Origin of the sequence: Aquabacterium sp. (assembly GCF_016234775.1) — a bacterium.
Lineage (GTDB): Bacteria > Pseudomonadota > Gammaproteobacteria > Burkholderiales > Burkholderiaceae_C > Aquabacterium.
The window spans coordinates 62,474-85,941 of sequence record NZ_JACRAH010000021.1 but is presented as its reverse complement, the minus strand read 5'-3'; the positions used below and the strand labels follow the sequence as shown (position 1 = coordinate 85,941).

The following is a 23,468-nucleotide window of genomic DNA, read 5'->3' as shown; positions in this document are numbered from 1 at the left end:
TCAGCCTTTCTTGTGGTTGACCAGAGAAAGGAATTCTCGCCGCAGATTGGGGTCCTTCAGGAAGGAGCCACGCATGACGCTGTTGATCATCTTGGAGTCCATGTCCTTCACGCCACGCCAGTGCATGCAGAAGTGATCGGCCTCCATGACCACGGCCAGACCGTCGGGGTTCATGCGCGATTGCAGGATATCGGCCACCTGGGTGACGGCCTCTTCCTGAATTTGAGGGCGGCTCATGATCCAGTCGATCAGTCGGGCGTACTTGGACAGGCCGATCAGGTTGGAGTGCTCGTTGGGCATCACGCCGATCCAGACGCGACCGATGATGGGGCACAGGTGGTGCGAGCAGGCGCTGCGCACGGTGATGGGCCCCACGATCATCAGCTCGTTGAGCCGTTCCGCATTGGGAAATTCCGTGACGGCGGGCGCCTCGTGATAGCGGCCGCGGAAGATCTCGTTGAGGTACATCTTGGCCACGCGACGGGCCGTGTCCTGGGTGTTGTGGTCGCTGTCGGTGTCGATCACCAGGCTGGAGAGCACCTCGCTCATCTTGCCCTGCACCTCGTCGAGCAGCTTGTCGAGCTCGCCGGGTTCGATGAATTCGGCGATGTTGTCGTTGGCGTGGAAGCGCTTTTGCGAGGCCTTGATGCGCTCGCGAATCTTGACGGAAATCGGCGTGCCGTCGTCAGCGGCAGCGTCCTGCTGGGGGGCAGGGTCGGGCTGGCTGGTGTCGATGGCTCGGAGCGAGGGAGTGGTCATGGCGCGTCCAATGACTGGAGGAAACGAATCCCCGATGCTAACAAGGGCTGGACAACCTTGCTGACAGTCCGGGAAGGACGCGCGTCAAATGACGTGAACAAAGGGGGGACAGAAGGGGTTTCAGTCCTGGTGGCAGACGGCCGCGGTGGGGTTTTGCACGCAAACCCGGGCGCGGCAGGTGGCTGCTTCGGCGCCACTCAGGCTGCCGCAGCGCTGTTTGAGTTCGTCGGCAACCGATACGCTTGCCGGCCGTGGGCGGGTGTGGGCGAACATGGCTTCCAGCAGGGCGACGTCTTCGTCCTTGCTCTTGCTGGCCGGTGTGCGTTTGGCTGGCGGCGGCATGCTGAGCTTGGTGTCGAGATTGCCCGAGCCGGATGTGGATGCCCTGGTGGCCGAGTCATGAACTGGCGCCTGGGGCTGGGCCTTGGCGGGGGGCTGAAGGGGCGTCGGTGCTGGATTGACGCCGGCCACCTTGGGTTCGGTAGGCTGCATCGCTGGCGGCGTGTTGATCACGTTCTCGATCACCGCAGCCTGTTGCGGCGCGGGCGCCATGGCAGGGTGTTGGGGGGGGGCGATCAGGGCGGCCAGCGGATTGCTGGTGTTTGCGGCCACTTTGGGCGCCAGGCCATTGGCGCGCTTGATACCCTCTGACGTTACGGCAGGACGGTTGCCTGACTCGGGCTTGGCTGGACTACTGTGGCCTTCCAGGATCACCATCACAAAACTGGTCAGCAAGGTCAGCACACCAATGCCCATCAGTCCGATCAGTGCCTTGGTCTGCCAGTTGCTCCGTTTTTTCTTGGTGATGCCGTGGATCTTGGTCAAGCCCTTGCGGCCGGTGGGGCGGCGTGAGGACTCCAGCGTCGATAGAATGCGCACGCGCTGCGTGTCGCCGCCAAACGTGCTGTCCTCGTTGTCCATGCCGGCGAACAGGCTGGGACGATCCAGGCTCGGTCGGCCGGGTTTGTCTGAGGTGGATTGGCGGACGAGTTGTCCGCCGCGGTTCTGGCTCAAGCCGGGCTCCCTTGTTCTTATCGATTCTTCAGCGAATCGGGGCATTCTAAAGACGGGCGGCCCAACGCGATATGGGGCTGCAACGGGGTTGCAAATAATCGTTACAAAAAATGATGCGAACAGGGTGGGTCTGGATGTTGTTCCTGCTGGGCTGCGTGACGCTGGCCCTGCTGGTTTTTCCCCAGTGGCGCGAGCGCGTGTGGCGGGGCGCGCCGCAGTGGTCTTCGCGCTGGACATGGGCCCTGGGCTCGGTCGCGCTCTTGTTGACCCCCGTGGCATTGGTGCTGGCTTGGGGGCTCAAGGGGCCACGCACGCTGGAAGGCTTCGACGATCGCATTGATCCGGGCAATCAACAAGTGGCGCATCTGCTGGCTGGTGAACAGTTGGTGCCACCTCCGCCTTTGCCGCCGGATGTCTTCACGACGGTGGAGGTGGAGAGCGTTCGGCCCATGCTGTCGAGTGCCGATCGTCGCTGGGATCTGATGGACCCTGAGTTCGTTCAACGGGTGCTGATGGTCTTCAAGATCATGAAGGACGAGCATGGCTACGAGATGGCGCTGCTGGAGGGCTATCGCAGCCCTGAGCGGCAGGCCATGCTGGCGGCCAAGGGCAGCAACGTGACCATGGCGGGCGCCTGGCAGAGCTATCACCAATACGGCCTGGCCGTGGACCTGGCCTTCTACAAGGATGGCAAGCTGGTGATCTCGGAGAAGGACCCGTGGGCCATGCGTGGTTATCAGTTGTATGGACAGGTGGCCGAGCAGATGGGGCTGACATGGGGTGGCCGTTGGCAGATGATGGATCTGGGCCATGTGGAGTGGCGAAAACCAGGTGCCAAAGAGGCGATCAAGGCCGCTGCTGCTGGGGCAAAGGTGCAGTGATGTTCGGGCATGTAACTACTGCGCGCATTTGACACAGTTGGTAACGGCGTTACCCCTCCTGCGGGGGGGCTTGATGCCTTGCGCTGCCTTTAGACTCGCCCCGCAGCGGCGCAATCCGTCTGACACATACACAGCACAAACAGGGAAGCAGACGCCATGGGCCGTCCATTCATCGTATTGGGTGACACCACCGATCATGGTGGCACGGTCATCGAAGCCTCCGGCACGACGGACACCCAGGGCAAACGCATCGCCCGCGTGGGCGACCAGGTGACTTGCCCCAAACGCAGTCACGGCACGACCGTCATCGTCTCGGGTGACCCCACGATGATCATCGATGGCAAGCCCGCGGCGCGGCATGGTGACAAGTGTGCATGCGGTGCCACCCTGATTGCGGCACAGGCGGTCTCCACGGGCATCTGAGTCACATCGGGTGCGCTCTTCATAAAGAAAAAATCAGGTCGGGGTCGAACATCGACTCGGTCATCAAGCAGGCAGTCAGGGCATGACCAAGGTATTGAAAGCAGGCGCTTTGTGGCTGGCGATCACCGTTGTCGTCTGGCTGTTCACGATCTGGCATTGGCAATCCAGCGGCCATCAGGCCAGCACCACCGAGATCGTCGGGCAACTGTTCGTGCTGCCTTTTGCACTGACAGGCTTCTTCCTGTTGGTCCTGTGGGGCGTCGTGCGTTTGCGCGAGCAGGCCTCTGCGACCGTGGTGAACCCGGTCAAGCCCGCTGAAGCGCCGGCGTCTGGCGTGTCGGCTCAGCCTGCCGCCGACGAATCTCTGCGGCATCTGTCGGCATGGGTGCTGGCCGAAGCCGTGACGCTGTCTGCAGGAACCGATGCGTCTGCGGCATGGAGTGGTCTGCAATCGCAATCGATCCGACCTGAGTTGGACAGCGAGTTGCAGGACTTGGATGGCTTGCCCATCTTCACCTCGCGTGTGGCCGATCTCGATGTGCGCGACTGGCTGGATGCGCATGCCGAACTGGCGCAGGATGGTGCCGAGTTGCCCGATGCCGTGTTGCGCGGTCTGGCCTTGCTGGAAGCCCCTTTGCACCACATGCTGAGTGCCGTGAGCGAGTTGGTGCCTGCGCGTGCGCCTGCTGCAGAACATGGCCACTCCTTGCCATCGGCTCAGGCCGCTGACATGAAGGCGCACTTGTCTGGCGTGGCGATGCCCGTCAACAAGGCCCAGTTGCGGGCGAAGGCCGCTGTGGCCCCGCACCTGACCGTACGCCTGCTCTTGCCCACCAGTTGGGCGGCTCACGAGCGCACCGCAGCGGTGGAATGGGTGCGCAGTCAGTGCGGCAGCCTGCTGGACTGGGCCGAGGCCGCCGGTGCCAAAGGCGTGCGTTGGCTGGTGGATGCGGTGGAACGCCCTGAAGAGGTGTGGGACGAACTGGATCGCCAGATGGTGCAATGGTCGCGCGAGCCACGCCCCGAGTTATGGCTGGTCCTGGCCGTGGACAGCGCGGTCAACGAAGCGCGTGTGGAACGCATGCAGGCTGTGGGCGAGTTGTTCACCTCTTCGCATCAGACGGGCAAGGTGCCGGGTGAGGCCGCAGCAGGGCTGCTGCTGGCCAATGAGCACTGGCCTGATCTGGCCGAGCGCGCCCAGCCGCCTGTGCGCATGTGGCGTCCCGTGCGGGCCGCACGCGACAAATCTGCCGATGCCGCAGGGCGTGTGGGTGCCACCGTGCTGGGCGCGGCCTTGCAGCATGCCTTGTCCTTGAATCAGGCAGACAAGGATCGCTTGCTGGTGGTGTCCGATGGCGATCACCGGGCCAGCCGCACCGCCGAATTGTTCGAAGCCCTGCAGGACGTGATGCCGGGTGTGGACCCCATGCTGGCCGTGACCCGCGTGGGTGAATCCTGTGGTGATCTGGGTGTGGCGCGGGCCCTGGTGCCTTCGGCGCTGGCCTGCACCGCCTTGCGCTCAGGCGAACAGCCTGATCAGGTGGCCGTGGCCACACACGTGCAGTCTTCTCATGATCGGGTCGTGGTGGCTCTGGCGCCTTGGCGTGCCGAGCCTGTCGCGGCCTGATCGACATTGGTACAAGTTCATGCAACGAATCTGGCAGTTCCTTCTTGATCCTCGCGTGCTGGCCGTGATCGGCCTGGCCGCCTTGGCTGGTTTGCTTCTGGTCGGTGCCGACGCCATGCGCATCGGCATGGTCTGGGCTGTGGCCGTGCTGGCCTTGCTGCTGATGGCCTGGGCCGGCGTGTGGGTGTGGCGGCGCTACAAGGCCCGTCAGGCTGCCAAGGCGCTGGAGCAGGCCATGGACGCCGATGCCGACAAGGCCTTGAAGGCGGCGGCCAAAGCCGGCAAGCAGGATGAGGTGGCGGCCGTGCGTGAGCGCATGGCCGAGGCCGTCAAGCTGATCAAGTCATCCAAGCTGGGTGAGACCTCCGGCTCGGCCGCCCTGTACGAGCTGCCCTGGTATGCCGTGATCGGCAACCCTGCGGCAGGCAAGAGTTCGGCGGTGGTCAAGTCCGGGCTCAAGTTCCCGTTTGCAGAAAGCGCTGACAACGTCATTCAGGGCATAGGCGGGACACGCCATTGCGACTGGTACTTCACCACGGAAGGCATTTTGCTGGACACGGCAGGCCGCTATTCCGTGCACGAAGAAGATCGCAGTGAATGGCTGGGCTTCCTGTCGCTGCTCAAGAAGCATCGGCCGAAGGCGCCGCTCAATGGCGTGATCATTGCCGTGAGCGTGGCAGAGCTGGGGGGCAACAAGCCCGAGTTCGCCATCGATCTGGCGCGCAAGTTGCGCCAGCGTGTGCAGGAGCTGACCGAGAAGCTGGAGGTCTTTGCGCCGGTGTACGTGGTGTTCACCAAGGCTGACTTGATTGCCGGTTTCGTCGACTTCTTCGAAGACCGTGATCGCAGCGAACGCGACAAGGTCTGGGGTGCCACCTTGCCGTACGACACGGCCGGGGGCGTGGATGCGGTGGCGCAGTTCGAAACGCACTTTGAAGAGCTGTACCAAGGCTTGAAGGATGCGTCGGTGGCCCGCATGTCGCTGCACCGAGGCGAGCAGTTGCCGCCTGGCGTGCTGACCTTCCCTCTGGAGTTCGCAGCGCTCAAGCCGGCGTTGCGCACCTTCATCAACACCTTGTTTGAAGAAAATCCCTATCAGTTCCGACCGATCTTCCGCGGCTTTTACTTCACGAGTGCCGTGCAGGAGGGGCAGTCCACCAGCCGGGCCAGCGAGCGCGTGGCCGAACAGTTCGGGCTGCAGTTGCAACCGGGTACCTCGGCTGCGGTGTATTCCAACAGTGGCTTCTTTCTCAAGGAATTGTTCTCTCGTGTGATCTTTGCCGATCGCCAGTTGGTGCAGCAGTACACGAGCCGAACCAAGCTCCACCTGCGCTACGCGACGTTTTTTGGCGGCGTCGTGCTGCTGGGCGCCTTGCTGGCCGCGTGGACCTGGTCCTACATGGGCAACCGTGAGCTGGTGGCTCACGTCGAGGCGGACCTGATCAAGGCGCTGCAGGTTCAGGACAAGCGCGTGGATCTGCAGTCCCGCCTGGAGGCGCTGGAGATCCTGCAGGATCGCCTGGAGCAGATGCAGCGCTATCGGCAGGCGCGCCCTTGGTCCATCGGCATGGGCCTGTATCAAGGCAAGGCCATTGAAGATCGCCTCAAGGAAGAGTATTTCAATGGCTTGCAGGTGGTGATGTTGCAGCCCACTGCGCAGGCCATCGCCGCGTACCTGGGTGATGTCAATGCCCATGCGGCCGATCTGCGCCCCTTGCAGTTCCTGCCGGACCCGAATGCACAGCCGGTGGCGGTTGCCGCGCCCGCCAATGCACCAGGTGTGATCACCGAAAACGCCAACGGTGATCCGGTTGCGGAAGCGCCGGCGGCGGGTGCATCCCCTTATGCCAACGCTTCCAGCACCAATGTGACCGAGGCTTACAACGCGCTGAAGGCCTACCTCATGCTCGGTGAGCGCGGCCGGCTGGAGCCCGGCCACATGAGCGACCAGCTCACGCGCTTCTGGCGCACCTGGCTGGACAACAACCGCGGCAACATGCGGCGCGAGCAACTCATCCCGAAGGCCGAGCGCATCATGTCCTTCGCCATGGCGCAGATGGCCGATCCGGCTTTCCCCGAGCAGGAGCTCAATGTCAGCCTGCTGGACCAAACGCGTGACAATCTACGGCGCGTCATCAAGGGCATGCCGGCTCGCGAGCGCGTGTATGCCGAGATCAAGGCCCGTGCGGCCACCCGTTTTGCCCCGGTGACGGTGGCACGACTGGTGTCGGATGCCGACCGCCAGGTGGTGGCCGGCGGTTATGCCGTATCCGGTGCGTTCACCCGGGAAGCCTGGGACGGCTATGTCAAGGATGCGATCAAGGATGCCGCCAACACAGAATTGCAGTCCACCGACTGGGTGCTCAAGACGGCCTCCAATGATGACCTTACCCTGGAAGGCAGCCCGGAGCAGATCCAGAAGTCGCTGACCCAGCTCTACAAAACGGAGTACGTGCGTGAGTGGCAGAAGTTCATGCAGAGCATCAGCGTGCAAGATTTCGCCAGCTTTGATGCGGCCGTGGTCAACATGAACCGCCTGGGTGACCCGGCCAACTCGCCCGTGGGTGTCTTGCTCAAGAGCCTGTACGAGCAGACTTCCTGGGACAACCCCTCCTTGCTGGACGACAAGCTGGGCGCAGGCAAGCGCTCCTTCATGACGTGGTTCAAGCAGACCATCCTGGGCGCAGCGCCGTCCCCTGTGGCCATCAATGTGAACATGGACTTCAGCAAGGAACAGGCCAAGCCCATGGGACCGATCGGCAAAGAGTTTGCGGGCGTGGGGCGTCTGATGATGCCGCGTGAAGGCGGCGAGCCCATGATTCGCGCCTACCTGGCCTCGCTCGCCAAGATCCGCTCGCGCTTCAATCAGATGAAGACGCAGGGCGATCCTGGTCCGGCATCGAAGCAGCTGATGCTGCAGACGCTGGAGGGCAACGGTGAGCTCGCCGAGGCCTTGAAGCTGGTGGACGAGCAGATGCTCAATGGCATCGGCGATTCGGCTCGCAACGCGCTGCGCCCCTTGCTGGTTCGCCCCTTGATGCAGGCTTATGCCGTGATCGTCAAACCGACAGAGGCCGAGCTCAATCGCGTCTGGATGGCGCAGGTGTTTGAGCCTTATCAACGTGGCCTGGCAGACAAGTACCCCTTTGATCGTGGATCCCGCATGGAAGCGGCGCCGTCTGAAATCGCCAAGGTGTTCGGCACCGATGGGGTGATCGCCAAGTTCGTCGAGCAGTCGCTGGGGGCGCTGGTGCTCAAGCGCGGTGATGGTGTGTCTTCGCGCACTTGGGCGGACATGGGCGTGCGCCTGCGACCGGAGTTTGTCTCGGGGCTGGGCGCCTGGATTGCACCGCTCAACGGGCAAGGCCCCGGTGCGGCTGCTGGCGGCGGCGCGGCGGCACCTGAAGCGCAAACCGTGTTCCAGATCATGCCTTTGTCTGCGCCGGGCTTGACCGACTACACGGTGGAAATCGATGGGCAGGTGATGCGTTACCGCAATGGCCTGGCGAACTGGGCGCACTTCGTCTGGCCGGGTTCGGGCACACCGGGTGTGCGCATCACGGGCAACACCCTGGATGGCAAGCAGGTCGAATTTTTCAATGAGCCAGGCCGTTTTGGGCTGGAGAAGATGATCAATGCGGCGCAACGCAAGCGCGTCGACGGCCAGACCCATGAGTTGCGCTGGACGCAAGGCGGCGCATCGGTGGGGGTGCAGTTGCGCATCATCTCCAATGCCTCGACGCCAGCACCGGCTGCACCTGTTGCCCCAGCCACGGCCAGCGGCAACGGCCCGGTGGGCAAGCCGGGTGCGCTGCCATCCATCATCGCTGGCCAGGACGAGGGGGCGAGCACCGCCACCAGCAACTCGAATAACAACAAGGAAGGATCAGCATCATGAGCGCGGTGAGCACCTCACCTACGGAACTGCTGTATTTCGGCAAGGTGCCGTCGCGAGGCGACTTCGTGCGCAGCGCCCAGCATGCTTCGCTCATTACCAGCCTGGACAAATGGCAATCCCAGACCATGGACCGCCTGGCGGCCGATCCCCGCTGGAAGCTGGTCTACGACGCGGCACCGGCCACGCAGTTTGCGATTCTGGGCACGGGCAGTTCGGTGGGCCTGGCCGGGCATTGGCTGGCCAGCCAGGATGCGTCCGGGCGTCGCTTTCCCTTCATCACCGCAGGGGCGTTCGATCTGCCCCAGCCTCGTGATTTCGTGACGGTGGGGCCTCTGGCCTTGTCTCGTCTGTGGGCGCGACTGGAGCAGGTGGCGCGTGTGGCGCATGCCGCCGTGGAGCTGGAGCACGCGCAGGCCAGCCTCAATGGCCCGCTGGATGTGGATGTGAACCTGGCCAGTGCGCAGCGTTCGTTCGAAGACTTTCTGGATACGCACACGGTGGCCAGCCTGGAACAGATGCTGGCGGCCAACGGCACGCGCATCTCGATCCGGCAGGCCACGCTGGCCATGGGCATGTTGCTACAACCGGCCATGGCACAAGGTGCGGCCAAGCTCAGCAAGGTGCTGTGTCTGCCTTTGGTGTCCGATGTCGCCATGAGGGGCGCCGTTGCATCCTGGTGGCTGTCCTTGATCATGGGCTTCTTCAGCCGTCATGCGGTTGAGTTAGGCCTGTTTCTCACCACGCTGGATGGCCGTCCATATCTGGTTGTCGGCTTTCAGGGGGCTTCGGCGGCCACGCTGCACGCCGTGGTAGATCAGGCCTTGCTGGGGGAGCAGGGCGTGAACCTGCTGGATGCCGAGTGGGTCGAAGACGAGGTGGATGCCGATTACGGCTTGCGCAAGCTGTCCAACTACCTGCGTGACCCGGGCTTGTCGCTGGCTCAGGCTTTGAGCACCTACCGTGAAGTGTTCCTGGGAGAGTGATATGAACAGGTCTTTCTTGATTGCTCGTCCGGGATGGGGGCTGGCACTGGTGGGTTGGCTGGCGGCGCTGTCGCCGCTCCACGCGCAAACTGCAGCTCAGGTTCAGGGGGCCAATCAGGTCGTCGTGGCAGGCACCGTGCCGGACGAAGCCACCCGGGTGGCCGTGATCGCGCGCATGCGAGAGCTCTATGGCGCAGAGCGGGTAGTAGACCAGCTCACGCTCGGCTCCGTGGTGGCGCCTCCGCAATGGAACCAGTACGTGAGCAAGTTGCTGTCGCCCTCGATCAAGCAAGTCAGCCATGGGCAATTGAGCATCCAGGGCAACACGGTAAGCATCCGCGGCGAAGTGGGCAATGAAGCCGTGCGTCAGCAGATCACCAGCGACATGGCCCAGTCCCTCAACCCCACCTACACGATCCGCAACGGCTTGCGCGTGGCTGTTCAGGAGCAGTCGGTGGTCGACCAGGCACTGGCCAATCGGATCGTGGAGTTCGAGCCCGGTAGCGCGGTGCTGCGCCAGACGGCCTGGCCCATCCTTGACGAGATGGCCGTGGCCATGGGCAAGCTCAAGGGGCGCAAGTTCGAGGTCATCGGGCACACCGATGCGTCGGGCGCGCGCGCGGCCAATGTGAGCTTGTCGCTGGCGCGGGCGCAGTCGGTCAAGAGCTATCTGATCGGCAAAGGCTTGCCGGCCGACAGCATGGCCATCTCGGGCCTGGGGCCAGATCAGCCTGTGGCCTCCAACGCCACGGACGAGGGCCGGGCACGCAACCGACGCATCGAATTCCGCGTCGGTTCCTGACGCCCCTGCGTTCCTGAGGACCCTGCGGCGGCAGGGCGCATGCGCTTCAGGCGTCCTGGCCCTCGTTGTCGTCCAGGCCCAGCAGCTCTTCCAGATGTGACATGGCACCCTGGTCCTTGATGACCTTGCGCAGCCATTCATGCAGCGGCATTTCGCCCCACTTGACGGCCTTTTCTGCCAGGTAGGCTACGGGGCTGTGAGGCTCGGTGCGGCGGAAGAAGCTGGCCACTTCGCGCAACTGTTGAATCGCCTGAGCGCGCGTGCGCAAGGGGCCGCCCTGGCCGTAGGTGCCGCGGTTGGCGGCGGGCCCATCCGTGCCGATGTCGTCGCTCTGGTCGGGCAGATTCCCTGACAGGTCGTCTGACAGCCCGTTCGCAGCGCTGCCGCCGTCGTGCAGTGCGCCGGCATCGCGTGCCAGCCGCTCCAGTTGGTGGATGACCGAAGCCAGCGCCTCCTTGGCCTGAACGAAACCGGGGCCGTCGGCGCCCAGGTGGCCATCGACGATCTGTTGCCAGGCCAGCAGGTGTGCTTCACAGTGGCGCGCCGATTGCAGCCTGGCCAGCAGATGGGCAGAGGGGGTTTCCTTCAGGGCGCGGTTGAACTTCTCCACCGTCAGGGCGTCTGCGCCCTGGCGTGCCGCATCGGCCTCATCGCGATCGGACTGGGCCGCGTTCTGCCTCGCAGTGGCCAGATCACGCAGGCTGTAGGCGGCACCTTGGCGCCCTTTGGTGAAGGGCAGTGCATCGGACAAGGCCACCACACGGTGCAGCAGCCAGCCGATATTGCCGATGCGCTCTTCAAAGTCGCCGGCATCGGCCTGCGGATGCAGATCGCTCCAGTAGCGCTCGCACAGCTGGGCGCACAGTTGCAGGCCCTGATCCAGCCCCTCGTAGCCGTGTGTGATCGCCTGGGCTTCGGTCAGCCACATGGCCAGCCGCAAATCCTTGGTGCGGGTGCTCAGCAAGGTGGTGCAGGCCTGGCTCACGCCTGGCCAGTCTGCCACTTTCAGCGATGTGACCCACTCGCCTTGATCCAGCGTGGGGTCGTCCTGGCGACGCATGTCGGCGATCTGATCGAACTCGGTCGAAAACGACATGTCTTCGCCACACGGCGAGGCGCCTGCGATGGGCGCCAGCAAAGCTTCCAGTTCCATAGCTTCCCTGATTCGTAGACAGCGATCATCCCATGAAGCAGGGCGCGCTTCGGCCATGCGCGCTCCCCCAAGCTGGGGAGAAAGACGTCAGACATGGATAAGATCGCCGCTTCGAGTGCTCGCACTGGCGCTCGTATTTGCACCGACCCCGTTCATGCCCCTTACCTTGTCACAACCCGTTACCTCAGGGCGGCCCCTCTTGCCGGCTGAGCTGACTTGGCGTCAGCGTGTCTGGCTGGTGGGCATCGTGCTGCTGCTGCATGGTCTGGTGGCGTGGCTGGTGCTAAAGGCATCGGTCAAGCCGCTGGACTATCCCGAGCCTGTGGTGATCTCGGCGCAGTTGCTGCCGGATACGCCCAGCCTTGCAGTTCCGCCGCCACCACCTCCTCCACATGTAGAGCCGCCACGCTCACGTCACGAAGGCTTGGCTCCCTTGCCTGTGCGTGATCAGGTGGCACAGCGCAGGCAGGTCGTGGATGCACCCGCCCCGCCACCCGTTCTGGCCAGCCCCAAGGCAGCCCAGCCCACCGAGCCTGTGGTAACTGCGACCGAAAGCCGCGTGGCACCACCTTCGCCAGCGGCAGTAGCCCAACCCGCTGCCGTTCGCGCTCAAAAGGATGTGGCCGGCGATGCGCCATCCGGCTCGGAGCGGGGCCGTAACGACCAGAAAGACCACACGATCTCGCCCGCCGACTACCTGGTCAAGCCACCCAATGACTACCCGGCCGATGCCTATGATTTCGGCGAGTCGGGTACGGTGAAGTTCGAGGTGCTGATTGATGAGAGTGGGCGCCCCGAGGACTTCAGGATCTCGCGCAGCTCCGGCTCTTCGCGGCTGGATCGCCAGGCCAGGCGCAATGTCATGCGCGCACGCTTCAAGCCTCGCACGGAGAACGGCCAGCCCTGGAAGGGGTGGCTGCATGGTCAAATGACGTTCACTGCCCCCGATTGAGCCTGACAACAAGAATCACCAGTCAAGATGAATCCAACTGCTGTTGCCGCATCGCTGCCCTTGCCCGCCGCCTCTGCACAAGTACCGACCACTGCCACCACGACCGCGGGCACGGAACTGGGTTTTGTTCACTTCATCGGTCAGACCGATGCGGTCGGGCAAGGCCTGTTCGTGATCCTCGTGCTGATGTCACTGGTGTCGTGGATCCTGATCCTGACCAAGGGCGTGGCCTTGCTGGGCCGGCAACAGCGCAGCCGGGCTTTCCTGAAGGCCTTCTGGAACGCGGACTCGCTGGAAGCCGTGCACCGGCAGATACAGGCGCAAGGTGCAGCCGATCCTTTCTCGCATCTGACGGCCCATGCCATGCAGGCACAGATTCACCACGCGCGCTTCGGTGCTTCCAAGCTGGAGGAAGCGGGCAGTGCCCAGGAGTTCCTCACGCGCACCATCAAGAAGGTGCTTGATGAAATCACGATGGACATGGAGAGCGGCCTGAGCGTGCTGGCCACCATTGGTGCCACCGCACCCTTTGTCGGGTTGTTCGGCACGGTATGGGGTGTCTACCACGCGCTGCTGGCCATTGGTGCGACGGGCGCAGGCACGCTGGACAAGGTGGCAGGCCCCGTGGGCGAGGCGCTGATCATGACGGGCGTGGGCCTGGCGGTGGCCATTCCGGCCGTGATGGGCTACAACTGGCTGACCCGCAGCAACCGTGTGTGGGGCGCCAGACTGGACGCCTTCGCCTTCGAGCTGTTCACCTTCTTGTCGACCGGCCAGACCCTCAAAGGGCCGGGCAAGGCGAACTGAACCGGACGAGGTGCGACATGGCTTTTGCAAGCTTCGATGACAAGCGCAATAGCGCCCCGATGGCCGAGATCAACATGGTCCCGCTGATCGACGTGATGCTGGTGCTGCTGGTCATCTTCATCGTCACGGCACCTTTGCTCAGCCACTCGGTCAAGCTGTCCTTGCCCAAGGCCAGCACGCAGGTGATGGCGATCAAGGCCGAGAAGATCGACCTGTCCATCGATGCGCAAGGTGAGCGTTTCTGGAACGGCCAGCCCGTCAGTCGTGAAGAGGCGGTGGCCCGCTTTGCCGCCGAGGGGGGCAAGTCGGTGCAGCCCGAATTGCTGCTGCGTGCCGATCAGGCCGTGCCCTACAAGGCCGTGGCTCAGGCGCTGGCCGATGCCTCACGAGCCGGCCTCACGCGTATCAACTTCGTGACCGATCCCGAGCTGGCAGCTCCCTTGCCGGCACCTGCTGCATCCGCGCCTTGATTGACCTGACTTTGCCGAAGAGCCGCCTATGAACTCCACCACCTCGTCGATCCCTCCGCAAGCTTTGGCCGGTCTCAAGGTGATCGAACTGGGCCAACTGATCGCGGGCCCCTTTGCCGGCAAGACCCTGGCGGACTTTGGTGCCGATGTCATCAAGATCGAGCCACCCGCCACCGATGCCGCAGCGGGCGGTGACCCGCTGCGCCAGTGGCGCATGCTGCACAACGGCACCAGCGTGTGGTGGCAGGTGCAGAGCCGCAACAAGAAAAGCGTGGTGCTGGACCTGCGCACGGAAGAAGGCCGCGACACCGTGCGCCGCCTGATCGACGAGGCCGATGTGGTGATCGAGAACTTCAAGCCCGGCACCATGGAGAAGTGGGGCATGGCTTATGAGGCGCTGAGCCAACGCAACCCCGGCCTGATCATGCTGCGCATCAGTGGCTATGGGCAGACCGGGCCCTATCGCGAGCGGTCAGGCTTTGCCGTGGTGGCCGAGGCCATGGGCGGCATGCGCTATCTGAATGCCGAACCGGGGCATGTGCCGGTGCGGGCTGGCGTGAGCCTGGGCGATACGCTGGCGGGTTTGCACGGCGCCATCGGCATCCTGCTGGCCTTGCAGGCGCGCCAGCGCAGCATCAGCCCGGAAGCCCCCAAGGGCCGAGGCCAGGTGGTGGACGTGGCTTTGTACGAGGCCGTGTTCAACTGCATGGAAAGCCTCTTGCCCGAGTTCAGTGCCTTCGGTGCCGTGCGCCAGCCGGCGGGTTCGGCCTTGCCGGGCATCGCGCCCAGCAACGCCTATCCTTGCGCCGATGGCATGGTGGTGATCGGTGGCAATGGCGACTCGATCTTCAAGCGCCTGATGATCGCCATTGCGCGCGATGACCTGGCCACGGATGCCGAACTGGCGAGCAACCCGGGCCGTGTCAGGCGCGTGGCAGAGATCGATGTGGCCATCGGGGCCTGGACCGCCTCTCGCTGCGTGGAGCAGGTGCTGGACGTGCTCAACGCGGCCAGCGTGCCGGTGGGCCGCATCTACAACGCGCAGGACATCGCGCAAGACCCGCATTACCGTGCGCGCGACATGATCCTGCCCGTGACGACGCACGATGGCCTGACGGTCGAGGTGCCAGGCATCATCCCCAAGCTGTCGGCCACGCCAGGCGTGATCCAGCGCCGTGGGCCAACCCTGGGTGAAGACACCGAAGCGGTGCTGGCTTCGCTCAAGCCCGCGCAGTGAGCTTTCAGCCTGCTGCGGCCATCACGTCTTGCCCGGTGGATGCCGCCACAGGTCCACAAAGGCCTGCCACCACCATGAGCGCAGGCCGATGACCAGCGTGTAAGGCTTGCGCTTGTCGGCTGGCAGGCGCTGGTCGGCCAGATGCTGCTGCGCAAAGTCTTCCGCCGTGCGCTGCAGGCGCTCGGCAAAGGCAGACGCCAGCCCGGGGCCCAGCGAGCCATGCACCAGCAGGAGCATCTCGTCTTCGCCGTCGAAGCCGCCGGCAAAGTACTCGTCCACCACGTTGTCCCGGAAGAACTGCATGACCGGGCCGTGCGGGCGCCAGCGGAAGGTCTTGGCTACCTGGAGGCGGTAGCGGTTGAGCGGGCGCAGTTCGATGATGCCCAGCTTGTCGAGCTTGGTGAAGTAGCGGATGCACTCCACTTCGCTGATGTTGTAGCTGGAGATGATCTGATCGAAGTTCCACTGGCTCAGGCAGCAGATGGCCATGAGCAGCAGCTTGCGATCGGCCACCACGGCGCGCTCCTGTGCCAGCGTGAGTTCGCGTCGAAGGGGTTGGGCGTCGGCCACGCGCCTGGCCAGCTCGGCGAAATCCAGCTTGAGTGCGCGGCAGATGTCGTCCACCCGTGACAAGGGCATGTCGGCTTTGGCAAAGATGCGCTTGACGCTGGACTCGGCCATGCCCAGTCGGGCGGCGAGCTGCGCATAGGTCACGCCTGCGGCCTTGAGTTCGGCCTTCAGCGCGGTGACCAAATCCTGGCTGGTGCTCATGATTCAAAGCTCCTGTGTCTGTTCAAGTATCGAAAAATGATACTTCATGAACACGCTTGTGGCACTTCGTATTGTTTGATTGACCTGAACGGGGTGCTCGCCAAGAATCGCGTCCATGTTCAACAGCCAAGGCAAGACCATCATGGCTACTGTGATTCGACGCGATACCCGGGCCTGGAAGATTCAAGTCTGGATCTCTTTTTCCATCGCCGCCTTTCTGTGCGGAACGGGTCTCGCATGGTTGCCCGGCAAGGCGCTGGAGCAGGCCTTCATGGTCATGGGCTATGTGTTTTCCTTGTCCACGGTGTTCGTGCTGTCCAAGCATGTGCGTGACCAGGCGGCCGCTCAGGATGGCACACCGATGTGGGCATTGGTGGTGTGGGTTGGCTTTGCACTCGCTGTGGGCCTGACAGGTTGGGGCATGTGGCAGATGGCGGTTGACGCTTGCTACAAGGCCTTCCTGATGGTGTGCTGGTTGTTCTTGCTGTCCTCGGCCTTCACGCTCGCCAAGATGCTGCGTGATGCGCATGAAGACGATGTGGCCGCGATGTCGGTGTCTCAGTAACCCCTTCTTCCAACTGGAGTCAGATCATGTGTGTTGATCGCGTATCGGTGTCTGTTCGTCGCGGCCTGCTGGTGTCGCTGCTGTCGGTGGGCATGGCCTTGCCTGCGGCACCCGCCCTGGCGCATAACGACGGCTTGTCGGAAGCCAGTGCCTTGTCGGCCTTGCCGGTGGCCGTGTCGGTCTCGGCGCCCATCCTGTCCGTGGCGGCGGGGTCGGTGCTCGTACTGGCCTCCATCGAGGTGGTGGCAGATGGCACGGTGTGGGTGTTGCAGCGTGCCAGCGACGGCGCACGCATCGTGGTGAAGTGGTCGGCGATGTCCGTGGGCATGGCGTCCGTGGCCGTGGGTGCCGCCATCACGGTCACGGCCATCAGTGCGGGCTGGGTCTTGTCCACGGCCGGTACCGTGCTGGCACTGATCCCCAATGCGCTGGGGCAGGCCTTGTTGCATCACGAGCGCGTCATTCGCTGAATCAGGAGCCGATCATGTCTGTTGAAAACAAGGTGGGTGGCGTGCGTGCTGTTCTGGGGGCGGCCTTGCTGGCTGTGGCCTGGGTTGGGGTTCAGCCTGCGTGGGCAGGGCGAACCTGTGAGGCACAGCCCCTCAAGCTGTCGGCTGTCACGCGTGGTCTGGCGCTGGCAGAGCGCACCATCAAACAGCTGGATGCGTCGGGTGCCAAAGTGGTGGTGCTGGCGCGCGCTGGCCAGAACCTGCGCGAATACGGCTTGCGCTATTCACACCTCGGCCTGGCCTACAAGGATGGCGACACCTGGCGGGTGCTGCACAAGCTCAACCAGTGCGGCACGGACAAGGCGTCCGTTTACCGTGAAGGCATTGGCGACTTCTTCATGGACACGCCCTTCGAGTACGTGGCGGGCATCGTGCCTTTGAGTCCGGATGCCCAGCAAAAGCTCTGGCCCATGCTGAAGAACCCGGCGCCCGTGGCTGGCATCCACACCCGTGCCTACAGCATGGTGGCCTATCCCTGGTCGCAAACCTATCAACAGAGCAACCAATGGGCGGTCGAGACCATCGCCGTGGCCATGGGGGCCGATCAGATCAGCCGCGAGTCGGCGCAGGATTGGCTCAAGGCGCATGACTACGAGCCGACCGAACTGCATCTGTCCACATTGACGCGTCTGGGGGCTCGCATGACAGCGGCCAATGTGAGCTTTGATGATCACCCCGGCTACCTCAGGTTTACCGGACGCATTCGTACCGCCACGGTTGACTCGGTCTTTGCGTGGTTGCAACGTACCGGCCTGGGTGGCGCGGAATGGGTGGTCCGTTGAGCCCATTTGTGTCTGCACGGGCAGCTGATTTGTTGTCCAATGGACGCCATTCAATCCGAGAGGGCCTCACCGTGAGTGAAAGCAGCAACCCATCTGCTGGAGTCCAGCACGCGCCGCACGGCACCCAGACGGGGCAGTTCGCCTTGTTGTCCCAGCGGCGATTTGCGCCGTTCTTTTTCACCCAGTTTCTGGGTGCCGCCAATGACAACCTGTTCAAGTTTGCCCTCACGGTGCTGGTGACGTATCAGCTGCAGCTCAGCTGGCTGGAGCCGAAGATGGCGGGCCTGGTGATCGGCGCCTTGTTCATCCTGCCGTTCGTGCTGCTGTCGGCCACGGCAGGGCAGTGGGCAGACAAGTACGACAAGGCGGTGATCATGCGGGGTGTGAAGCTGCTGGAGATTGCCGTGATGGTGCTCGCTGGCATCGGCTTCTGGATGCAGATCGTGCCCTTGCTGCTGGCCTGCGTGTTCCTGATGGGCTTGCACTCGACCTTCTTTGGGCCGGTGAAGTACGCCTACCTGCCTCAGCACCTCAGCGAGCGCGAGCTCACTGGCGGCAATGGCATGGTCGAGATGGGCACCTTCGTGGCCATTTTGCTGGGCAATGTGGGGGGCGGCCTGATGATGGGCATTCCCGAGACTGGTGTGCACTGGGTCGCAGGTAGCTGTTTCGCTGTGGCATTCATCGGCTGGCTGGTGGCCTTGCGCATCCCGGCTTCGCCCTCGTCGGATCCGAACCTCAAGTTGAACTGGAACCCGGCCTCTGAGACCTGGCGCAACCTCAAGCTGGCGGCCGAGTACCCCAGCGTGTTCCGCTCCCTGTTGGGCATCTCGTGGATGTGGTTCTTTGGTGCGGTGTTCCTGTCGCAGTTCCCGTCCTTTGCCAAGGAGGTGCTGGGTGGCAATACCGAAGTGGCCTCGCTGTTGCTGGTGGTGTTCTCGGTGGGCATCGCCACAGGCTCGCTGCTGTGTGAAACCTTCTCGCACCGCCATGTCGAAATCGGTCTGGTGCCCATTGGCGCCGTGGGCATGAGCGTGTTCGCGTTTGATCTGTACCTGGCCACGCAACATCTGTCTCATGCACCTGGTGCGGCCTTGATGACGGTGGGCGAGTTCGTGGCGATTCATGAACACTGGCGCGTGATGGCCGATCTGGCCTTGCTGGCTTTCAGCGCGGGTCTGTACAGCGTGCCCATGTACGCCTTGATCCAGTTGCGCGCCAAGCCCAGCCACCGTGCGCGCATCATCGCGGCCAACAACATCCTCAACGCCTTGTTCATGATCGTGAGCAGCTTGATGGCCGGCGCCTTGCTGGGTCATGGCTTCTCCATTCCGCAGGTGTTTGCGGCCACCGCCTTGCTCAATGTGATCGTGGTGGGCTATGTGTTCTGGCTGATGCCCGAGTACATCGTGCGCCTGGTCATGCTGTTTGTGACCCGCATCGTTTATCGCCTCAAGGTGCTTGGCGATGAGAACCTGCCTACCGATGGTGCTGCCATCCTGGTGTGCAACCACGTGAGCTTCGTGGACGCGGTGATCCTGGGGGTGTGCAGCCCGCGCCCGATGATCTTCCTGATGGACCACCGCATCTTCAAGACGCCCGGCATGGGCTGGTTCTTCCGCGCGGTCAAAGCCATCCCGATCGCGCCGCAGAAGGAAGATCCGCAAGCCTACGAGCGCGCCTTCGAACGGGCCCGCCAGGTGCTCAACGAAGGTGAGTTGTTGTGCCTGTTCCCTGAAGGGGCCATCACCAAGAACGGTCAGATGCAGCCTTTCAAGCCCGGCATCATGAAGATCCTGGAGACCAATCCCGTGCCGGTGATCCCGTCAGCGCTGCACAACCTCTGGGGCTCGACCTTCTCGCGCATTGAAGGGGCGGCGATGTCCAAGCCCTTGCGCCGTGGCTTGTTCAACCGCATTGGCCTCGTGGTGGGCGAGCCGATTGCGCCACAGGACGTGACGCCGGAGGGGCTCCAGGTGAAGGTGCAAGCCTTGCTGGACCAACCTTGCCCTTGAGGCCAGGTTCTCGTCATGAGCGAGCCGGATCGGCGCCCCCATCAGATCAGGCTGCTCGGGCAGCGGCGTTTTGCGCCGTTTTTCTGGACAGTGTTTCTGGGTGCCGTCAATGACAACCTGTTGAAGTTCGCTGTTGTCCTGATCCTGACCTATCAGGTCAACGTGCCCTGGTTGCAGCCGGAAGAGGTCGGCCCGGTGCTGGGCGCCTTGTTCATCCTGCCGTCAGTGCTGTTGTCTGCCACGGCCGGCCAGTGGGCGGATCGCTCCGATCTGGCCGCCTTGATGCGCCTGGCCAAGGTGGCCGAGGTGTTCATGATGCTGCTGGCAGCCTGGGCGCTGTCGACGAAACATGTGCCGTTGTTGCTGCTGAGCGTGCTCCTCTCCGGCGTGCACGTGACCTTGTTCTCCACGGTCAAGTACGCTTATGTGCCCAGGCACCTGGCCGCCAGCGAACTCACGGGTGGCAATGGCTTGCTGGAGATGGGCACGTTCACGGCCATCTTGCTCGGGACGGTCTGCGGGGGCGTGCTGGTGGCGCCGCAGTGGGGCGGCACGGTCGCCTTGATGGCCGCCATCGTGCTGCTGGCTGTGGTGGGCCTGGTGGCCGTGCAGGGCGTACCGGCGACACCTGCCGTCTCGCCTGGTTTGCGCATCAACTGGAACCCCATTGCGGAAACCTGGCGCAATCTGGATCGCATCCACCATGACCGGGTGCTGTTCATGTGCCTGCTCGGCATCTCGTGGATGTGGTGTTTCGGGGCCTTCTTTCTCGGCTTGTTCCCGGTTCTGAGCAAGACGGTGCTGCACGCGGGCGAGGACATCGCCTCCTTGCTGCTGGTGCTGACTTCTCTGGGCGTGGCGGCCGGTGCCTTGCTGTGTGAGTGGTTGACCCACGCCCGCGATGGCGATGAGCCCGAACTGGGCCTGGTGTTGGTGGGGGCCCTTGGGATGGGCGTGTTCGGTCTGGACATCGCCTGGGTGGTGCACGGCATCTCGATCGATCCGGGCATGGCGTCCGTTCAGGCTTATTCGGTGCAGGATTTCATGGCCAGGCCCTTGCACTGGCGTGGCCTGGCCGACCAGATGCTCATGTCGGTGTCGATCGGCTTGTTCAGCGTGCCCTTGTACGTCCAGATGCAATACCGTGCGGAGCCTGCGAGGCGCGCCCGGATCGTGGCGGCCAACAACATCCTCAACGCCGTTTTCATCCTGCTGAGCGCCTTGTTGACCTGGTTGCTGTCGGCTTTGGGGCTGGGCGTGGGCGGCATTTTTGCTGCAGCCGTTTTGTTGCACGGCTTTGTCATGCTGATGACCGTGTGGTGGCAGCCGCTGTTGTGGGTTCAGACCGTGGCCTGGTTGCGACGCTGGCGTGTGCGCTCGCCTGAATGAGGTGGAGGCCCGTGCCTTGCTTGACGCGACAATGTCAAGGTCTGCGGCTGACCGATGCCGCACCCATCTCCATAGATTCGGAAATTCATGGAAAGCTTGCTCACACGTGCCGGTTGGGCCCGCGTCGTTCCGTTCGCCCTGTTCATGGTGCTGCTGGCCGTGCGCGGCTATCTGCCGCAGGACAACGCCTGGCTGGATCCCCGGTGGGTCTATGGCCTGTCCGTGCTGATCGTTGGTGGCAGTCTGGCCTTTTTCTGGCGTGAGTACAGTGAACTTGCAGCGGGCTCCCGGCTGAACTTGCAGCGGGCCGTCATCGCGGTGGTGGTGGGACTCGTGGTCTTCAAGCTGTGGATCATGCTGACCGAGCCCTGGATGATGCTGGGGCGGCCTACGGCGAGTTTTCGGCCCGTCGATCCGGACGGCCAGTTGCAATGGGGGCTGGTGATCGTTCGCTGGATTGGTGCAGCCTTGCTGGTGCCCGTGATGGAAGAGCTTTTCTGGCGATCATTCCTGATGCGCTGGATCGACAATCCGGACTTCGAGAAGGTCGATCCCGCAGAGGTCTCGCCCAAGGCCATGGTGCTCTCTACCCTGGTGTTCATGCTGGCCCATACCCAGTGGTTGGGGGCCATCGTGGCAGGCCTGGCTTATGCCTTGTTGTACCGTTACACGCGGTCCTTGTGGGTGGCCATCGTGGCCCATGCCGTGACCAACGGCGTGTTGGGCATCTGGGTGGTGGTTTTCGGGAATTGGCAGTTCTGGTGAACTGGAAGGCGATCAGGCCATGAGGCGTGCAGGCGGATGGTGGGTGAGGTTGTGCCAGGCGGCGGTGCTGCTGGTCGCCGTCGGTGTGGGGTTTCTGTGGTTCAACCTGTCCGCCACCCCGGAGCGACGTCCGCTGCTGGCCCTGATGCAGTACCTGCCCTATCCCGTGTACCTGGGCCCAGCCGCGGTAGCACTGGGCCTGTCGTTCTATCTGGGGTGGTTCTGGCGAGCCTTGTCGGCAGTCTCGCTGATCGTGGTGTTGACGGCGATCATGGGTTTGTGCGTGGGCCAAGCGGACGAGGGGCATGATCGGATCCGTTTCATGACCTACAACGCCAAGACGTTCTACGCCGCGGCGCGCCCCAACGGATACTATGAGTTGGCCATGGAGGTGCTGCAACACGATCCCGATGTGCTGGTGATGCAGGATGCCAACGAGATGGGCGACATGAAACAGTACCAGCCAGAACGGTTTCGCGCGATCGTGGGTGATCGCCACACCTATCTGTATGAGCAGTATGTGGTCGCCAGCCGATATCCTATCAAGGAATGCGGGCCGGGTTGGATACCCTACAACAAGCGAATGCACAGCTTTGTGCATTGCGTGATAGAGGCCCACGGCCAGGAGGTCGATGTGGTGACCGTGCACTTCGTGACGCCGCGTCAAGGCCTGAACGCCACGCGATTCGAGGGGCGCAAGGGCTTGAAGGTCTGGGGCGAGAACGTCAGCAACCGCATGAGTCAGTCGGCGTTGATGGTGGAGCAGCTGCGGCACTACAAACCTCGCCCACGCATCGTGGCGGGTGATCTGAATGCGCCGGAATCCTCGGAGGTGGTGAAGCTCTTGCTCAACACCGGATTGCGGGATGTGTATTCGTCTGCGGGCTGGGGTTATGGCTATACCCATGGCCATTCGCTCAAACTGGGGATCTCGTTGCTGCGCATTGATCACATCCTGGTCAGCGACAGCATCGGTGTAGCGAGCGCCGAGGTGGGCGGCAAGACAGCCTCAGAGCATCGGCCAGTGATTGCGGACTTGTTGTTGGTCCGCCAATGAGCCTTGATGCTGTGATGCACGCTAGAAGAGTGCGCGTATGCGTTGAACCAGGTGTTTGACGCTGACCTTGAATGCATGCCACTGGTGCCAGGCTTGGCTTGATTTCACGCGCGTCAGCACGCGCTCCTTGAAGGCCATCCACCTGTTGAATCCAATTGCAAACCAGGCTAGCCTCATGAGTGTGGGGCGAGTCAGCATGAACAGGCGAGCGGTGATGGCGGTGCCACCCAGTTTGGCTGCCACGATGAGGCTGACGCCCAGAACGGTATGCCCGTTCCCTAGCCAGTAGAGCGCCAGCAGCTTGACTGGCAGCAACGTGAGAGCGGGCACGACGAAGAGCGCCAGTGCGCCGTAAGGCGGGAGACCGCGAATGCGGCCCTCTATCCATCGCAGGCCGGGCAGTCGCCCGAACCAGGCGACGATGGCCGCCAGGTATTCCCAGCCCCATTCTTCGAACAGCAGCACCAGGGCGATCAGCCAGATGCCGACCGTGGAGATGGCGCGGCCTATGCCTGAAATCAGCCCCTTGAGGACACGCTTGAGTACGGTCAACAGGTTGGTAAGCATGCTGGCAGTATGGGCCCTGGCTGTGAAGTTTTGTGTCCGGCC

At 63.3% G+C, this 23,468-nt stretch carries 21 protein-coding genes and 1 pseudogene; 17 read left to right on the top strand and 5 right to left on the bottom strand.

The features are described from left to right. Both folE and HY836_RS06485 read right to left on the bottom strand, forming a co-directional pair. Window positions 1-759, bottom strand: coding sequence for a GTP cyclohydrolase I (gene folE, locus HY836_RS06490; RefSeq protein ID WP_290674720.1), 759 nt, complete (start codon window positions 757-759; stop codon window positions 1-3). Window positions 760-879: 120 nt separating this feature from the next. Further along, window positions 880-1,773 carry a hypothetical protein gene (locus tag HY836_RS06485; RefSeq protein ID WP_290674718.1) on the bottom strand — a complete coding sequence of 298 codons (894 nt, stop codon included), beginning with the start codon at window positions 1,771-1,773 and terminating at the stop codon, window positions 880-882. Window positions 1,774-2,030: 257 nt separating this feature from the next. Here HY836_RS06485 and HY836_RS06480 point away from each other — a divergent pair. The 6 genes and pseudogenes from HY836_RS06480 to HY836_RS06455 all read left to right on the top strand — a co-directional run. Further along, window positions 2,031-2,654 (top strand): annotated as a pseudogene (locus tag HY836_RS06480) (M15 family metallopeptidase); the annotation flags it as partial. A gap of 156 nt (window positions 2,655-2,810) precedes the next feature. Further along, entirely contained in the window at window positions 2,811-3,077 is a 267-nt protein-coding gene (locus HY836_RS06475) for a PAAR domain-containing protein (protein WP_290674716.1), read from the top strand. An 82-nt stretch (window positions 3,078-3,159) separates the two neighbouring features. Continuing rightward, window positions 3,160-4,704, top strand: coding sequence for a hypothetical protein (locus HY836_RS06470; RefSeq protein ID WP_290674714.1), 1,545 nt, complete (start codon window positions 3,160-3,162; stop codon window positions 4,702-4,704). A gap of 19 nt (window positions 4,705-4,723) precedes the next feature. Then, on the top strand, window positions 4,724-8,602 hold the full coding sequence (tssM, locus tag HY836_RS06465) for a type VI secretion system membrane subunit TssM (protein WP_290674712.1): 3,879 nt from the start codon (window positions 4,724-4,726) through the stop codon (window positions 8,600-8,602). Beyond that, window positions 8,599-9,585: a type VI secretion system-associated protein TagF gene (gene tagF, locus HY836_RS06460; protein ID WP_290674710.1), complete on the top strand. Its 987-nt coding sequence runs from the start codon at window positions 8,599-8,601 to the stop codon at window positions 9,583-9,585. The genes tssM and tagF overlap by 4 nt, the downstream gene beginning before the upstream one ends. Window position 9,586: 1 nt before the next feature. Continuing rightward, on the top strand, window positions 9,587-10,387 hold the full coding sequence (locus HY836_RS06455; RefSeq protein WP_290674708.1) for an OmpA family protein: 801 nt from the start codon (window positions 9,587-9,589) through the stop codon (window positions 10,385-10,387). A 46-nt stretch (window positions 10,388-10,433) separates the two neighbouring features. Here the strand turns inward: HY836_RS06455 and tssA are convergent, their stop codons facing one another. After that, on the bottom strand, window positions 10,434-11,540 hold the full coding sequence (gene tssA, locus HY836_RS06450) for a type VI secretion system protein TssA (RefSeq protein WP_290674706.1): 1,107 nt from the start codon (window positions 11,538-11,540) through the stop codon (window positions 10,434-10,436). A gap of 154 nt (window positions 11,541-11,694) precedes the next feature. Between tssA and HY836_RS06445 the strand changes: the two genes are divergently transcribed. From HY836_RS06445 to HY836_RS06430, 4 genes are read left to right on the top strand one after another with little or no spacing between them, the layout of a single operon-like run. After that, window positions 11,695-12,492, top strand: coding sequence for an energy transducer TonB (locus HY836_RS06445; RefSeq protein ID WP_290674704.1), 798 nt, complete (start codon window positions 11,695-11,697; stop codon window positions 12,490-12,492). A 27-nt stretch (window positions 12,493-12,519) separates the two neighbouring features. Next, window positions 12,520-13,299, top strand: a complete 780-nt coding sequence (locus HY836_RS06440; protein ID WP_290674702.1) for a MotA/TolQ/ExbB proton channel family protein — start codon at window positions 12,520-12,522, stop codon at window positions 13,297-13,299. 17 nt (window positions 13,300-13,316) lie between these two features. Beyond that, window positions 13,317-13,769 (top strand): biopolymer transporter ExbD, encoded by a 453-nt coding sequence (locus HY836_RS06435; protein WP_290674700.1) that lies wholly within the window; start codon window positions 13,317-13,319, stop codon window positions 13,767-13,769. Window positions 13,770-13,797: 28 nt separating this feature from the next. Continuing rightward, window positions 13,798-15,006: a CoA transferase gene (locus tag HY836_RS06430; RefSeq protein ID WP_290674699.1), complete on the top strand. Its 1,209-nt coding sequence runs from the start codon at window positions 13,798-13,800 to the stop codon at window positions 15,004-15,006. A 21-nt stretch (window positions 15,007-15,027) separates the two neighbouring features. Here HY836_RS06430 and HY836_RS06425 read toward each other — a convergent pair whose 3' ends face one another. After that, the gene (locus tag HY836_RS06425) at window positions 15,028-15,777 is read right to left on the bottom strand and encodes a helix-turn-helix transcriptional regulator (RefSeq protein ID WP_290674697.1); all 750 of its coding nucleotides are present in this window, start codon (window positions 15,775-15,777) and stop codon (window positions 15,028-15,030) included. Window positions 15,778-15,892: 115 nt separating this feature from the next. Between HY836_RS06425 and HY836_RS06420 the strand changes: the two genes are divergently transcribed. The 7 genes from HY836_RS06420 to HY836_RS06390 all read left to right on the top strand — a co-directional run bounded on the left by HY836_RS06420 (window position 15,893) and on the right by HY836_RS06390 (window position 22,859). Further along, window positions 15,893-16,342: a YiaA/YiaB family inner membrane protein gene (locus HY836_RS06420; RefSeq protein ID WP_290674695.1), complete on the top strand. Its 450-nt coding sequence runs from the start codon at window positions 15,893-15,895 to the stop codon at window positions 16,340-16,342. A 26-nt stretch (window positions 16,343-16,368) separates the two neighbouring features. After that, window positions 16,369-16,812 (top strand): hypothetical protein, encoded by a 444-nt coding sequence (locus tag HY836_RS06415; RefSeq protein WP_290674693.1) that lies wholly within the window; start codon window positions 16,369-16,371, stop codon window positions 16,810-16,812. Window positions 16,813-16,826: 14 nt separating this feature from the next. Then, entirely contained in the window at window positions 16,827-17,633 is an 807-nt protein-coding gene (locus tag HY836_RS06410) for a DUF2145 domain-containing protein (RefSeq protein WP_290674691.1), read from the top strand. Between the two features lie 143 nt (window positions 17,634-17,776). After that, complete coding sequence (locus tag HY836_RS06405; RefSeq protein ID WP_290675054.1) at window positions 17,777-19,648, top strand: MFS transporter; 1,872 nt, start codon at window positions 17,777-17,779, stop codon at window positions 19,646-19,648. A gap of 15 nt (window positions 19,649-19,663) precedes the next feature. Further along, window positions 19,664-21,037 (top strand): MFS transporter, encoded by a 1,374-nt coding sequence (locus HY836_RS06400; protein ID WP_290674689.1) that lies wholly within the window; start codon window positions 19,664-19,666, stop codon window positions 21,035-21,037. Window positions 21,038-21,124: 87 nt separating this feature from the next. After that, window positions 21,125-21,802 carry a CAAX prenyl protease-related protein gene (locus tag HY836_RS06395; protein WP_290674687.1) on the top strand — a complete coding sequence of 226 codons (678 nt, stop codon included), beginning with the start codon at window positions 21,125-21,127 and terminating at the stop codon, window positions 21,800-21,802. Window positions 21,803-21,821: 19 nt separating this feature from the next. Next, the gene (locus HY836_RS06390) at window positions 21,822-22,859 is read left to right on the top strand and encodes an endonuclease/exonuclease/phosphatase family protein (RefSeq protein WP_290674685.1); all 1,038 of its coding nucleotides are present in this window, start codon (window positions 21,822-21,824) and stop codon (window positions 22,857-22,859) included. 21 nt (window positions 22,860-22,880) lie between these two features. On the opposite strand, the gene HY836_RS06385 is transcribed toward HY836_RS06390, so the two are convergent. Further along, window positions 22,881-23,426: a hypothetical protein gene (locus HY836_RS06385; protein ID WP_290674682.1), complete on the bottom strand. Its 546-nt coding sequence runs from the start codon at window positions 23,424-23,426 to the stop codon at window positions 22,881-22,883. Window positions 23,427-23,468: the final 42 nt, after the last annotated feature.